The sequence below is a fragment of the Falsiphaeobacter marinintestinus genome (assembly GCF_007923355.1).
GTDB classification, from domain to species: Bacteria; Pseudomonadota; Alphaproteobacteria; order Rhodobacterales; family Rhodobacteraceae; genus Phaeobacter_A; species Phaeobacter_A marinintestinus.
The window spans coordinates 24,360-37,817 of sequence record NZ_VOGO01000012.1 but is presented as its reverse complement, the minus strand read 5'-3'; the positions used below and the strand labels follow the sequence as shown (position 1 = coordinate 37,817).

16 protein-coding genes and 2 tRNA genes are annotated in these 13,458 nt (G+C 59.6%); 13 read left to right on the top strand and 5 right to left on the bottom strand.

Features of this window, described 5'->3' with window-relative positions:
* The first annotated feature begins 4 nt into the window (after positions 1-4).
* Both FOY56_RS19865 and FOY56_RS19860 read left to right on the top strand, forming a co-directional pair.
* Positions 5-478, top strand: a complete 474-nt coding sequence (locus FOY56_RS19865) for a cupin domain-containing protein (protein ID WP_146347898.1) — start codon at positions 5-7, stop codon at positions 476-478.
* A gap of 39 nt (positions 479-517) precedes the next feature.
* Positions 518-1,699 carry an OsmC family protein gene (locus FOY56_RS19860; protein WP_146347897.1) on the top strand — a complete coding sequence of 394 codons (1,182 nt, stop codon included), beginning with the start codon at positions 518-520 and terminating at the stop codon, positions 1,697-1,699.
* Between the two features lie 244 nt (positions 1,700-1,943).
* Here FOY56_RS19860 and FOY56_RS19855 read toward each other — a convergent pair whose 3' ends face one another.
* Complete coding sequence (locus FOY56_RS19855) at positions 1,944-3,440, bottom strand: fused MFS/spermidine synthase (RefSeq protein ID WP_146347896.1); 1,497 nt, start codon at positions 3,438-3,440, stop codon at positions 1,944-1,946.
* Between the two features lie 364 nt (positions 3,441-3,804).
* Positions 3,805-3,879: transfer RNA gene (locus FOY56_RS19850), tRNA-Thr, on the bottom strand.
* A 424-nt stretch (positions 3,880-4,303) separates the two neighbouring features.
* On the opposite strand from FOY56_RS19850, the gene murA reads away from it, so the two are divergent.
* From murA to FOY56_RS19795, 11 genes are all read left to right on the top strand, one after another.
* The gene (murA, locus tag FOY56_RS19845) at positions 4,304-5,572 is read left to right on the top strand and encodes a UDP-N-acetylglucosamine 1-carboxyvinyltransferase (RefSeq protein ID WP_146347895.1); all 1,269 of its coding nucleotides are present in this window, start codon (positions 4,304-4,306) and stop codon (positions 5,570-5,572) included.
* A complete protein-coding gene (locus FOY56_RS19840) occupies positions 5,569-6,048 on the top strand; it encodes a DUF2948 family protein (RefSeq protein ID WP_146347894.1) in 480 nt (159 codons plus the stop codon). The genes murA and FOY56_RS19840 overlap by 4 nt, the downstream gene beginning before the upstream one ends.
* Complete coding sequence (locus tag FOY56_RS19835) at positions 6,045-6,554, top strand: GNAT family N-acetyltransferase (protein ID WP_146347893.1); 510 nt, start codon at positions 6,045-6,047, stop codon at positions 6,552-6,554. The genes FOY56_RS19840 and FOY56_RS19835 overlap by 4 nt, the downstream gene beginning before the upstream one ends.
* Before the next feature lie 84 nt (positions 6,555-6,638).
* Positions 6,639-7,940 (top strand): histidinol dehydrogenase, encoded by a 1,302-nt coding sequence (gene hisD / locus FOY56_RS19830; protein ID WP_146347892.1) that lies wholly within the window; start codon positions 6,639-6,641, stop codon positions 7,938-7,940.
* A 7-nt stretch (positions 7,941-7,947) separates the two neighbouring features.
* Complete coding sequence (locus tag FOY56_RS19825) at positions 7,948-8,427, top strand: UPF0262 family protein (protein WP_146347891.1); 480 nt, start codon at positions 7,948-7,950, stop codon at positions 8,425-8,427.
* A 4-nt stretch (positions 8,428-8,431) separates the two neighbouring features.
* On the top strand, positions 8,432-8,890 hold the full coding sequence (locus FOY56_RS19820; RefSeq protein ID WP_146347964.1) for an arsenate-mycothiol transferase ArsC: 459 nt from the start codon (positions 8,432-8,434) through the stop codon (positions 8,888-8,890).
* Between the two features lie 338 nt (positions 8,891-9,228).
* Positions 9,229-9,447 (top strand): translation initiation factor IF-1, encoded by a 219-nt coding sequence (gene infA / locus FOY56_RS19815; protein ID WP_005620785.1) that lies wholly within the window; start codon positions 9,229-9,231, stop codon positions 9,445-9,447.
* Positions 9,448-9,456: 9 nt separating this feature from the next.
* The gene (locus tag FOY56_RS19810; protein ID WP_146347890.1) at positions 9,457-10,035 is read left to right on the top strand and encodes a Maf family protein; all 579 of its coding nucleotides are present in this window, start codon (positions 9,457-9,459) and stop codon (positions 10,033-10,035) included.
* On the top strand, positions 10,032-11,057 hold the full coding sequence (locus tag FOY56_RS19805) for a ribonuclease E/G (RefSeq protein WP_146347889.1): 1,026 nt from the start codon (positions 10,032-10,034) through the stop codon (positions 11,055-11,057). Before FOY56_RS19810 ends, FOY56_RS19805 begins: the two co-directional genes overlap by 4 nt.
* Positions 11,054-11,236, top strand: coding sequence for a DNA gyrase inhibitor YacG (locus FOY56_RS19800; protein ID WP_146347888.1), 183 nt, complete (start codon positions 11,054-11,056; stop codon positions 11,234-11,236). Before FOY56_RS19805 ends, FOY56_RS19800 begins: the two co-directional genes overlap by 4 nt.
* 83 nt (positions 11,237-11,319) lie before the next feature.
* Positions 11,320-11,394: transfer RNA gene (locus FOY56_RS19795), tRNA-Phe, on the top strand.
* A 41-nt stretch (positions 11,395-11,435) separates the two neighbouring features.
* On the opposite strand, the gene FOY56_RS19790 is transcribed toward FOY56_RS19795, so the two are convergent.
* From FOY56_RS19790 to FOY56_RS19780, 3 genes are read right to left on the bottom strand one after another with little or no spacing between them, the layout of a single operon-like run.
* On the bottom strand, positions 11,436-12,527 hold the full coding sequence (locus FOY56_RS19790; protein WP_146347887.1) for a tyrosine-type recombinase/integrase: 1,092 nt from the start codon (positions 12,525-12,527) through the stop codon (positions 11,436-11,438).
* Positions 12,527-12,763 (bottom strand): hypothetical protein, encoded by a 237-nt coding sequence (locus tag FOY56_RS19785; protein WP_146347886.1) that lies wholly within the window; start codon positions 12,761-12,763, stop codon positions 12,527-12,529. The genes FOY56_RS19790 and FOY56_RS19785 overlap by 1 nt, the downstream gene beginning before the upstream one ends.
* Positions 12,756-13,451, bottom strand: a complete 696-nt coding sequence (locus FOY56_RS19780; protein ID WP_146347885.1) for a hypothetical protein — start codon at positions 13,449-13,451, stop codon at positions 12,756-12,758. Before FOY56_RS19780 ends, FOY56_RS19785 begins: the two co-directional genes overlap by 8 nt.
* Positions 13,452-13,458: the final 7 nt, after the last annotated feature.

Genomic DNA, 13,458 nt, shown 5'->3' with positions numbered 1-13,458 from the left:
GACAATGGCCAAACGCTATTCCTATGTGCCCGCAGGCGGAGGTCAGGATTACGACTGGTCGGCGGATCATACTTACGTCAAGGTTTCGGCCGCCGACACCGGCGGGCAGTACACGTTGATGGAGGACAACCTGAAAGCCAATTTCAGGTTGGGTCTTCACCTGCACCGCTATCATGCCGAGACGTTTTATATCCTTGAGGGGTCGGTTGATTTCTATGTCGATGGCGACTGGATGACGGCCCAGCCGGGCACGTGCCTGCACATTCCGCCCGGCGTTGAACACGCCTGTGTCCTGACGCAGGGCTGCACGGCCGGTCGGATGCTGATGATCTATCAGCCGTCAGGGTTTGATCAGTATCTGGCCGAACTGGGGCAGATGACCGATGCCGATTTCGAAGACAGCGCCAAAATGGACGCGCTGAACCAGAGATACGACATCATCAATATCGGGCCGGTGCCGGATCGCCCGGCGGGGTGATCCACCGGTCCCAACTTACCCTCGACTGGAGACAACACCATGGCAAAACTTGGCCAGGACATCATCGGCACCAGCGGGTTGCCGCCTTTCTTCAAGGTGGCAAATGCGGATGAGGTGGGTATCGACGCGCCAGAGAACCGCAAAGGCGACGCGTTGCGCACCTGGGTGCGCAGTTTCAGCGGGTTTCAGAAAGAGGCGCTGGTGCGGTCGGCCAAGACCGGCGACACGTGGCGTCTGGTCAGCGACGAGGGCCCCTATCTGAACGGCCATGACGCCGCGCCGTGCCCGCTGGCGTTTCTGTCGACCGGGATGGTCGCCAGCTTTATGAATGAAATCATCGCACTGGCCGACCAACACGGCATTGAGATCCGCAAGCTGAAGCTGATCCAGAACAACTATTACACAATGAAAGGGTCGATGCCGAAGCGCACCATGATCGGCGGAGCCGAGAATATCGAACTTGAGGTTCAGATTGATTGCGATCTGGAGGATGCCGCGCTGAACGAATTCCTGATCAATGCCACCTATGCGTCGCCGTTGAACGGCCTGATGCGCGGTCAGTTGGACAGCCTGTTCAAGCTGGGCAAGAACGGGGTCGAATTGCCCACCGCCAAGGTATCCGAGCTGAACGCCGCTCTGTTTCCCGATCCGGGGAACCATTTTGCAACGGCCACGCCCGAACCCAGCGATTTGACGTTGATGCAGCCGGTTGGCCCGACGCCCAGGAAAGAGGTTGCCAAGGGCACCGCAACCGGCGGGTCGTCGCTGTCGGATGAACAGGACCGGCGGCTGAACATCGGGGCGGTTGCGGTATTGCGCGAGGATGGTCTGAAGGACATCCAGCAGATGCAATATTCGCCCTATGGCACGTCGTTCCGATTTCTCAGCGCGGAAGACGGACGTGCGCCCGACGCCAACACGCTGATCAGCGCGGGCATCGGGTTTTGCTTTATGACCCAGTTCGGGCGCTTCGTGTCGATGCTGAAACTGGATCTGCCGGACTATCGCATTGTGCAGGACACGCATTTCAGCCTTGGTGGCGCGTCGGGCGGAACCGGCAAGGCGGGCGGGGCCGACCCGATTGAAACGCATGTCTATCTGGAGACAGGTGAAAGCGACGAGACCGCGCAAGAGATGCTGGATATATCCGAGCAAACCTGTTTCCTGCACGCTTTCTGCCGCACCGACCTGAAAACAAAACTCAAGGTCGTGCGGGTGTAACGACTTCAAGACCGCGGCCCGATGCCATTTGTCGGTCGGGCTGCAACTGGGGATCACACCATGATGCCGCCCAGAATTGAGGACGACAGTCGTTTTTTCACGATGTCGTTGCGTTTGTGTTGGCGATACGTGAAGGGCATGCAGAGCAAATGAGCAGGCAGCTTTTCTTGATGATCGGTGCGAGGGGCAGATTAGTCCGCACGGCAATTCAAGTGTTCAGTCTCAATGACATCAAGGGAACGTCTTAATCGGGCCGCCCCATCAGCCGGTCGATCGGGGCATAGTCGTCGGTCAGAATTTGACCGCGCGCATCGGCGAGTTGTGACACGATGCCGTTCGAAAGGGCCCCAAAGCGTGTCAGGTCCGGGGCGGGCACGGTGAAGGAATTGACGTGTGTTTCAGATTTGCCGCCAACAACGACAAACACCATGCGCTGACCCGGAGCGGGTTGCACCTGCTGGGTCCAGACCTCGACGACCGGGAAAACCGTTCGCATCGTCGCCACGATCGAGGACAACGCGCGCAACCGATCTTCATGGTCGATCACATTCATCATGAATGTTCCATCAGGCGTCAACCTCGTGGAAGCGAGGCGAAAGAACTCTTGCGTGACGAGATGCACAGGAACCACCACGTCGGTAAACGCATCACCGATGATCGTGTCATAGCGCAGCTCAGGCCGGGTCAACAGCGCGCGCCGTCCATCTTCGTGCAGAACATTGGCGGTTGCGGGATCGAACCAAAACCCCTTGATGGCAAGCGCTGTGACCGCCGGGTCAATCTCGGCAACGGTGATCGCGCCGCTACCCCGCGCCGCAAACGCCCGGGGCACCGCATAATTGCCGCCGCCGATATGGAAACTGGTGAAGTCCGGGCGAGGGGCCCGCAGCATCGACAACTGGTCAAGCATCGCCGTGTGTTCGGTGAACTGGACCTCGGGCAAATCCCGGGCGCTGATGCCGTGCGCCAGATGATCGATCACCATAAGGTGCACCGGCTGGTCCGGGTCGGCTGACACGTCGTCCTGGCGCAGGCAGAAGTACCGGCTTTCCACATCGCAAGGTGATGGGGCAGCAAGTGCCAGTCCGGAAATCCCTGCCACCAGCAAGGTGACCAGAAGCGCGATCCACCGCCCTGCCATCTGTCCAAGCCATAAGAAATACAGCCCTGTCGCGGCATAGACGCCCGAGACCACGACAAGCGTCATCGCCGATCCAAGCCAGGAAATGAAGAAAAACCCCGCCAGAAGTGTTCCCACGATGGCCCCGATCGCCCCGGCGGCAAACATCGCCCCAAGCGCCTGACCCGTGCGCTCGGCGCTGGTCACCGCGATTTTTGTAAGGACCGGAGCGGGCATCCCGGCAAAAAACGAGGGCAGAAAGAAGACCAAAGCCGTCAGACCGGTAATTGACCAGACCGGATCAGACAGGGTTGCCAGCACCGGCCCCGCCAATGCAGGCAACAGAAGTACCGCACCTGACGTGGTCACAGCACCCGCAAGAAGGGCGCCGCCGGTCCAGCCAAGCGACGCGCCTACGGGTTTCTCAGCCAGCCGCCCACCCCACCAGTGACCGGCAGAAAACCCCGCAAGAACCACCGCAATCACAGCTGTCCAAGTGTAAAGTGACATTCCCACGTGGGGCGCCAGCATGCGTCCGGCCACGATCTCAACCACAAGAGACGCGGCACTGATCACACCCTGCAGAAACACCAATTGCCATATCGCAATACTGCGCGTCATCCACGATCCTTCATGTACGGGTGATCCGTGAAACACGCCCCGATTTCTGCGGAATGTAAGGTGTTGCGCCCGTTTCTTTCAACACCTTCTCTCGAAGATCGGGGCGGCCGGTTAAGCCCTGACATCTTCTAGGCATGCGATGGAGATGAAGCTGGACGCGTCATTTTTGAGTCTGAACACGAACTTCGAACCTTCGAACCTTCGAAAGTGCTAAGTGAGCCTGCCGGCCAATACAGGATGAATCCCGACATCAATGCCGGTCGCGAGTTGCCCAAAACTATGTAAGGGGTATCTTTTATGCTGGACGCAATGGAGGATGAGCATTGCAGGTAATCAAAGATTACATTGATTTTTGCAGATGCCGTGGTGCTGCTGGAGAGAATCGAACTCTCGACCTCTCCCTTACCAAGGGAGTGCTCTACCTCTGAGCTACAGCAGCGCCGTGCGCGGGTCATTAGAGGCTATTGCCGGTCCATGCAAGGGCGTTGTGAATGATTTTTTAGAACACTGGCTGTGCGCGGTGTATTGACCGGTCCGGGACCGTGAAACGTTTCGACGTGGGGCGAGGCGGGGCGGGCCTGTGACGGGTGAATCCTCGGTCCTGCACGCGGGTTGTGGCCGTAGTGGGACACTTGGCGCGCCAACGGTCACTGATCCTAAGCCGGGAACCCGCGTTATTCTGGACGCCCCATTTCGCCTCATGTACAGAAAGACATGGCAGATAAGACCAAGAAACCCGCACAAAGCCGCGAAGATCGGCTTAAGGCCCAGTTGAAGGCCAACCTTTCCCGACGCAAAGCGCAGGCGAAGGCACGTGCGGGGGGCGAAACAGATAAAACAGGCAAGTCCGGGGACTAGTAACTATGGATTCGATATTGGTAACGGGAAACGGGCCGCTGCACGGCCAGATCCCGATTGCAGGCGCAAAAAATGCCTGTCTCGCATTGATGCCGGTGACATTGCTCAGCGATGAACCGCTGACCTTGACCAATGCACCGCGGCTTTCAGACATCAAGACCATGACGATGTTGCTGCAGTCGGTTGGCGCCGAGGTGACAGAGATGCAGGATGGCAAGGTCATCGCGCTCACCAGCCACGGGCTGAACAGCCATACCGCGGATTACGAGATCGTGCGTAAGATGCGCGCGTCGAACCTGGTGCTTGGCCCGCTTCTGGCGCGCATGGGCAAGGCAGTGGTGTCGCTGCCGGGCGGTTGTGCCATTGGCGCGCGCCCGATGGATTTGCATGTTGAGGCGCTTGAAGCGCTTGGGGCGCAGATCGAACTGAAGGACGGATATTTGCATGCCGAAGCGCCGGGCGGTCTGAAAGGCGCGGTTCACGAGATGCGGTTTGCGTCGGTCGGGGCGACCGAGAACGTGGTGATGGCGGCCACATTGGCCAAAGGCACGACGGTCCTGAAGAACGCGGCGCGAGAGCCCGAGATTGTCGATTTGGTTCATTGCCTGCGCAAGATGGGGGCCCAGATCGAGGGTGAAGGGACCTCGACCATCACCATAGAGGGGGTCGACCGGTTGCATGGCGCCACTCATCAGGTTGTCACAGACCGGATCGAACTGGGCACATATATGCTGGCCCCGGCGATTTGTGGGGGTGAGGTCGAACTGCTGGGCGGTCGTTTGGATCTGGTTGGAACGTTTTGCGAAAAGCTGGATGCGGCCGGCATCGACGTTCAGGAAACACCAAATGGTCTGAAAGTGTCGCGCAGAAATGACCGTGTGCGCGCTGTGGATGTGACGACCGAGCCGTTTCCCGGCTTTCCGACCGACTTGCAGGCGCAAATGATGGCCTTGCTGGCGACGGCCGATGGCGTCAGTGTTCTTGAAGAGAAGATCTTTGAAAACCGCTTTATGCACGCGCCGGAACTGACCCGCATGGGCGCGAATATTGACGTTCATGGCGGCACGGCCACGGTGACGGGTGTCGAGCGTTTGAAAGGCGCGCCTGTCATGGCAACGGATCTGCGGGCCAGCGTATCGCTGATTCTTGCCGGTCTGGCTGCGGAAGGTGAAACCATCGTCAACCGGGTCTATCATCTGGACCGCGGATACGAGCATGTGGAAGAAAAACTGCAGGCCGTGGGCGCGAAAATCGAACGGATCAAAAGCCAGTGACACAAGACGCAACATTTGAGGACGGCCGCGAGGCGCCCCTGTATCTTGGGGCCGAGGACGGTGACGATCTGCAGGTCGTCTCAACGCTGATCCAGGACGCGGTGTTTCCGGTATCTGAAATGCGCTGGATCGCCGGAGACCGGCGGTTTGCGCTGTTGTTGAACCGGTTCCGCTGGGAAGATGCCGACGCGGCGCGGCAACGGGGTCGCAACGTGGAACGGGTGCAGTCGGTGCTGGCCGTTGACAACGTGCTGAACGTGGCGTCTCAGGGCATCGATCGGAAGGACAGCGATCTGATCCTGTCGCTGTTGTCAGTGGCGTTCGAAGAGGGCGAAGATGGCGCCGGATATGTGTTGTTGACGCTTGCCGGTGACGGCGCGATCCGCCTGTCGGTTGAGGCGCTTGAGGTTTCTCTGAGAGACGTCACACGCCCGTATATCGCACCATCGCGCCAGACGCCCAAGCACGAAGCGTGACCTTGTCCGTACGTGTGCTGGGGGCCGGGGATCAACCCGTCTGGCGCGCGCTGAGGATTGAGGCGCTGGATCGGTTCCCGACCGCTTTTCTGACCACTGGCGCGGAACAGCGAGCCCGCAGTTCGGCGGCTGACATTGCAATGCTGGAGCAGCGGGCGTGGCGCGGCTTGTTTTCTGGCCGTGACCTGATTGGTCAAGCTGCATTGCTTCCCATGGCCTATGCAGCGGCGCGCCATCGGATGGAGATCGGTGGGTTTTATGTGACCCCTGACCATCAGGGCGCAGGTGCGGCCCAGATTCTGCTTGAGGCTTTGGAGGGTGAGGCCGCGTCGCATGGCGCCTTGCAACTAGAGCTTTCGGTTGCTGCGGATAATGCCCGCGCCATCCGGTTCTACGAGCGTAACGGGTTCGAGCGGTTCGGGACACAGCCCCGCGCCATCATTTTCGAAGGTGAGCCGCAGGACGACTATTATTATGTCAAATTTCTGGACCGGTCGGCTGTGTAAGTTGTGTGTGTCGTGCATTGCATCTCATAAACCTTGAGGCTTCGCGATGCCCCGGCTATGTCACCGGGAAGTAAGGAGAGCCCGATGCCGCAGTTTCTGGATACCCGTTCCGCCGACTTTGAAGACCGGTTCACGGCGCTTCTGTCCGCCAAGCGCGAGGACAGCCCGGATGTTGACGACGTGGTGGCCGAGATCATTGCAGAGGTTCAGCGCCGGGGCGACGCTGCGGTACTGGAACTGACAGAAAAATTTGACCGGATGACACTGACCGCGGATCAGTTGGCGATCTCGTCTGACGAAATCAGCGCGGCGATCAAAACGGTCCCGGATGCGGAGCGGGCGGCTTTGGAATTGGCCGCTGACCGCATCCGCGCCTATCACGTCCGTCAGATGCCGGAAGATCAGATGTGGACCGATTCTGAGGGGGCGACCTTGGGCTGGCGCTGGACACCTGTTTCGGCGGCTGGTCTTTATGTGCCTGGTGGATTGGCCTCGTACCCATCATCGGTTCTGATGAACGCAGTGCCCGCCAGGGTCGCTGGCGTCGAGCGGCTGGTGGTCGCCGTGCCAACACCGGATGGGGTGATCAATCCGCTTGTGCTGCTGGCCGCGAAAATCGCCGGAGTCGATGAGATTTACCGCATCGGTGGGGCTCAGGCGATCGCGGCACTTGCCTATGGCACAGACACAATTGCCCCGGTCGACAAGATCACCGGCCCCGGCAACGCGTTTGTTGCAGCCGCGAAACGGCGGGTGTTTGGCAAGGTCGGGATCGACATGATTGCGGGCCCGTCCGAAATTCTGGTGATCGCCGATCAGGATAACGACCCGGATTGGCTGGCACTGGATTTGATGAGCCAGGCCGAACACGACCAAAGCGCCCAGTCGATCCTGATCACGGATAACGAGGCTTTTGGCCAGAAGGTGGCCGAAGCGGTGGCAAAGCGTTTGGAAACGCTTGCACGGCGCGACATCGCAGCCGTCAGTTGGCAGGATTTCGGGGCCGTGATCACGGTGCGAGATCTGGACGAGGCCGCCGACTTGTCCAATCGGATCGCCCCCGAGCATCTGGAAATCTGCGTGGCTGATCCGGATGCAACGTTACACAAGTGCGTCCATGCGGGCGCAATTTTTCTTGGCCAGTACACCCCCGAAGCCATTGGCGATTACGTCGGCGGGCCGAACCACGTATTGCCCACCGCGCGGTCGGCACGGTTTTCGTCGGGGCTGTCTGTCATGGACTTTTTGAAGCGGACGACACTCGCGCGGATGACTCCTGACGCGCTGCGTGCTATTGGCCCCTCTGCCGAAACTCTTGCGCAATCGGAAAGTCTGGAAGCGCATGGGCTGTCGGTTCGGGCCCGTCTTGACCATCTGAACAGGTAAAACGCCGATGTCACATATCATGGATATCGCTCTGGATGATTCAGGGCTTCCCGCCCCGACGCCCGAGATCGAACAAGAACGCAAAGTCGCGATTTTCGACCTTTTGGAAGAAAACAGCTTTGATCTGCCCAAGCGCGACGACCGTTTGGTGCCGGAAGGTCCGTATCGGGTCAAGCTGTCGATCCGCGAGAAACGGTTGGTTTTCGATGTCGAGACTGAAGACAGTCAGAAAGCGGCTGAATTTCATCTGTCGCTGGGGCCGTTTCGCCAGGTCGTGAAGGATTACTTCCAGATCTGCGAAAGCTATTTCAATGCGGTGAAAACCATGCCGCCCAGCCAGATCGAAACCATCGACATGGCGCGGCGCGGGATTCACAACGAAGGCAGCCGGGTTTTGCAAGAGCGTTTGGAAGGCAAGGCAGACATCGACACCGATACCGCCCGGCGTCTGTTCACGTTGATCTGCGTTCTGCATTTTGGGGGCTGACGTGGTGGACGCTCTGCCACAATCCGTTCTGTTTTGTTGCGACCACAATGCGATCCGGTCTCCGATGGCCGAAGCCATCATGAAGAAGCTCTATGGCTTTGATGCATATGTTCAGTCTGTTGGCGTGAACAACGATCTGGAGATCGATGGGTTCAGTATTGCCGTCTGCAAGGAAATCGGGGTCGAATTAAGCCGCCACCGATCCCGCAGTTTCGGTGAGATGGAAGAGTTGGGCGAAGATCTTTCGTCATTTGATCTTGTTGTCGCCCTATCCCCGGCGAGTCGGCAGCGGGCCTTGGAGTTGAGCCGTTTTTATCATCTGGATGTCGAGTACTGGCCGATCATGGATCCGTCAGGGTTCGGGGAAAACCGTGCCGCCAAGCTTGACGCCTATCGTAGAACGCGCGACCAGATTGTGGACAAGCTGACCGAGCGTTGGGGCGCGCCGGACGAGGGTAAGTGAGCGATCAGTCACGCCCATTTCGCAGCGGTCTGCGATCATGTGAGCGGCGCGTATCGCAAACAGTTGGTCGGTCTGGCGATATCCAAATACCAAGCCGGTCTTGGGTATGATGATCTGATTCTCATGCAAGAGTACCGAAAAATCATACAAAACCCAGGCGCCGCTGCCCTATTGAATTCATGATCTCTGACGGCAACAGACCATATCCCCCGTTGGGCTTGATTTTTCGACCACATATGCCGGTCTTTGCTGGCAGCCCCCCTTGAAAATCTGAAATAATGCGCCCATCTATGCGCACGGCCTGCACATATGGCAGGCGAAACCACGATGGAGACAACATGGCCAAGGAAGATACGCTCGAATTTCCCGGTGTCGTTAAGGAACTCCTGCCTAATGCGACGTTTCGGGTCGAGCTGGAAAACGGCCATGAGATCATCGCACACACGGCAGGAAAAATGCGCAAGAACCGCATCCGCGTTCTGGCAGGCGACCGTGTTCAGGTTGAAATGACGCCCTATGATCTGACCAAAGGCCGGATCAACTACCGTTTCAAGTAACGTCCGCTTATGGCGTTTATCCTCGGATCGGGCAGCCCGCGGCGGCTGGACCTGCTGGCTCAGCTTGGTGTGGTGCCGGATGCCGTGCGTCCACCCGATATCGATGAAGACCCCCACAAGGCCGAAATCCCGCGCCCGTATTGCCAACGGATCGCGCGGGAAAAAGTGCGGGCCGTTCAGGCCGAAGCCGACGACATTGTCCTGTGCGCCGATACCACGGTTGCGCTGGGGCGTCGTATTCTGGGCAAACCTGCAGATGCGTCCGAAGCGGCGGAATTCCTGTTTGCCTTGTCCGGTCGACGCCATCGCGTCATCACAGCTGTGGCTGTTCGGCGCGGTGACCGGGTGTGGGAAAAGGATGTCGTGAGCTCGGTCAAGATGAAGACCCTGTCCGATGCCGAAGTGAATTTCTATCTGTCCACAGGCGACTGGCAGGGCAAGGCGGGCGGTTATGCAATACAAGGCCCGGCCGGTGCATTCATTCCCTGGATCAGCGGGTCTTTCACCGGAATTGTCGGTCTGCCGTTGTCGGAAACAGCTGGATTGTTGCAGGCCGCAGGCTATCCGCTGTATCAGGTGACGTCATGAAGGGTACACAGATTATTCTTGACCACATCGGCGACCGTGAAGCCGCAGCGCTGATGGTCGACGGTCGGTTGGACGATTTCCTGATCAGCAGTGACGGCCCGGCGCCGGGCACGATCTACCGCGCGATCGCGCAGCGCCCGATGAAAGGGCAGGGGGGGATGTTTTTGGACACCCCCGATGGCACCGCCTTCCTGCGGCACATCAAAGGTGTTTCGGCCGGCCAACCGTTACTGGTACAGGTCACAGGCTTTGCCGAGCCGGGCAAGGCCATCCCGGTCACCGGTAAGCTGCTGTTCAAAAGCCGCTATGCCATCGTCACGCCCGAAGCGCCTGGCATCAATTTGTCCCGCCAGATCAAAGACGACGAAGAACGCATCCGCATTCTGTCGGCCGCCGAAACCGAACAGGCCGAAGCACTGGGCTATGGTCTGATCCTGCGATCAGCCTGCGCTGGCGCGCCCGATGATGAAATCGCAGCCGATGTCGATACCATGCTGGATCTGGCCGCCAATGTGATGGCTGACGTCGAGGGCCCGGCCGAGACTCTCACCGAAGGCGATACACCGCACCTTTTCGCCTGGCGGGAATGGAGCGATCCGGCAGATGTGATCACCGACCCCGGCGGGTTCGATGACTGCGGCGTCCTGGACGCACTGGACGAAGTACGCAGCCCGCGGGTGGCGCTTGCAGGCGGGGCCTTCGCCTATATCGAACCGACGCGCGCTCTTGTCGCTGTCGACGTCAATACCGGTCCGGACACCTCTCTGGCTGCCGGTCTCAAGGCCAATACGGCGCTGGCCCGGGATCTGCCTCGCCAATTGCGCCTGCGGGGTCTTGGCGGACAGATAACGCTAGATCTGGCTCCGATGCCCAAAAAGGACCGCCGCGGGTTCGAAACTGTTGTGAAAGCAGCGTTTCGGGGGGACAGCGAAGAGACGGTTCTGGCCGGGTGGACGCCGCTTGGTCATTTTGAATTGCAACGCAAACGGGGCCGCGCACCGCTGCCGGACGACCGGACATGAGCTGCCCGATCTGCAAGAAGCCGACCATGCCCGACTGGCGCCCGTTCTGCTCGAAGCGATGCGCTGATATTGACCTCGGGAACTGGTTCGGCGAACGCTATTCTGTCCCATCGGATGACCCCGAAGATGCTGAAAAGGTTCAGGAAGCCACAGAGCCCACGCCGCCCCGCCTGCATTAAGGGCATGAGTGCGAAAAAGCCTCTGGACACCCACGCCCGATGCGCCTAGAACGCCCCCACCCAAAGGCTAGCGCCTGACCCGTGCCCGGGTAGCTCAGGGGTAGAGCAGTGGATTGAAAATCCTCGTGTCGGTGGTTCGATTCCGCCCCCGGGCACCATTCAAACGCTTGATATTGCTCGATATTCATTCTTGAGCCTTTCAGGGTTTGACAGTTTTCTTGAAGGGTTTGACAACTTTTGATCGGCGTTCGTTCTCCTTTTCCAGTGTTTCCATCGTGATCCGGTTGCGGTCCGCCAAGTTGGCAGACCGGGAATAGTGGCGGGCCATCGACGGGGTTTTCTGCCCCAGCAGGTCCGCAATCTGGCGTTCCTCAAGCCCCGCCTCGCGTAGCGTCGTGGCCACGGTATGCCGCAGCCCCTTGAGGGTCAGACCGGGTTGCACGGCTTCCTCCGCTTCCAACTTCTTCTTGAAGCGGTGCCAGACCGTCGAAAAGCCGTTGTAGGTCCAGGGCTTCCCGCTGGACGTGGCAAGGATCGTCACCGCGTCGTGGCCCGGTGCAGCGTCCAGAGCCTTTTGCAGCGTCGGGCCGATAGGAATGGCGACCTCGTGCCCAGTCTTACCCCGGACGCCCCAGATCGTGTTGCCGTCGATCTGGCGACGGGTCAGCTTGAGCGCATCGGACGGATCAAGGCCGGTGTTCATAATCAGCGCGACCGCCACCCGGACGTGGGGCGCGGCCCGATCCAGCACAACGGCGCATTCCTCGACCGTCCAAGGCCGGTTGGCATAGGGCCGATCTTTCGGGCGCGGTTTGGGAATGACGCCCGCCGCATAGTCCCGGTCGATCAAACCTTTCGGAATAGCGTAGCGGAAAACTTGGCTCATGAAGGTGCGCACCATGTTGGCCCGCCGCCAGCCGATCTTGCCCGCCGCCTTGTCATGGATGCCAGAAACAAGGGGCGTCGTGATCGCGGACACGGGCGTGTCGCGGATCGGTTGCAGGAAGTCAGCACACTTGCGATAGTCGCGCTTCGTCGCGTCCGCCAAATTGCCAAAGTGCTCAGTCTGGAAATAGGCGTTGACCAGCCCGCCAAGCGTTCCGGGCTTGGGGGCTTGCGCCTTCTTCGCCTCAGCAATGGCCGCAATGCGGGCGCATTCCGCGAAAAACTCGGCCGATCCCAGCGGGGTCTTTTCAAGGTCGATCTTGTGCCCCGTGGCGCGATGATAGCAGCGCGGTTTCCCGTGCCGGTCATCGAATATCTTGAAGCCCTTTACCCTGATCCGCGTCATTACAGCTTGCCAAGAATGGCGTCTTGCGTTGCCATCTCAGCCCCTTCCTTCATTGCGTCAATCCACTGGTCCAGGTCGCGCTTGTCCCAAAGGATTGAGCCGGGGCGCATCTCGACCGGCTGCACCGGGCAGGTCGCCTTGAAATGCTTGACCGGCAAGCCCGTGTAACCAGCCGCCTCGGACTGGTTCAGCATCCGCTTTTCCGTCACGGTGATATTCAGGCTCGCGCTAGCCATCGGCATCCCCATCGTCCTTCACCCCGAAGATGTGACGCGCCGCGACCTTGGCCGCGCGCCCTTCCTCAGCCGTCATTTCCTCCCAGGTCGAGCCATCGGACTGTTCCAGCCCAAATGGCAACGCCATCTCGGTCAGAGCGTGGTCGGTGAGGCTTCGCGCCGTCTTGATGCCGCGCGACAGCCCCCCGTCCTTGCCGCGCTCTTCCAGATATTCCGGGTTCGTGAAGTGCAGGGCGGTATCGCCAAGCGTCAGGATCGCAACGCGGTTCGGTTCGATGATTTCAAAGTTCATCCCGAGAAGCGTGATGATGATCGGCGGCGCGCCGAACACGCCTTCCATGATCGCTTCCAGCGGGTCGCCAGCATCGACCGTGAACAGTTCGATGGGTTCCGACACTTTGCCGGTGCGGTCTACGGGGTGTTTCCCCGTGGTGATCGTGCCGCCCTTGGCGCAGGGGAGTTCACGATACCAGTTGACCGCCTCGACCGCATCGGACGGACGGTCGGTCGAGCACAGGGCGATCAGTATGCGGGCAAGGTCGCGCGTGGTCATCTCTGGGGCATTCACACCCCTAGCGCCCGAAGTCAGCAGACCCGCAGCCTTCAGGAACCGAACGTAGACACCTACGGTCTTTTCGGGAATCTGCGTCGAATGAGCGACGATTTCAGTGAACGCCTTGTGCTTCATGTCTTTC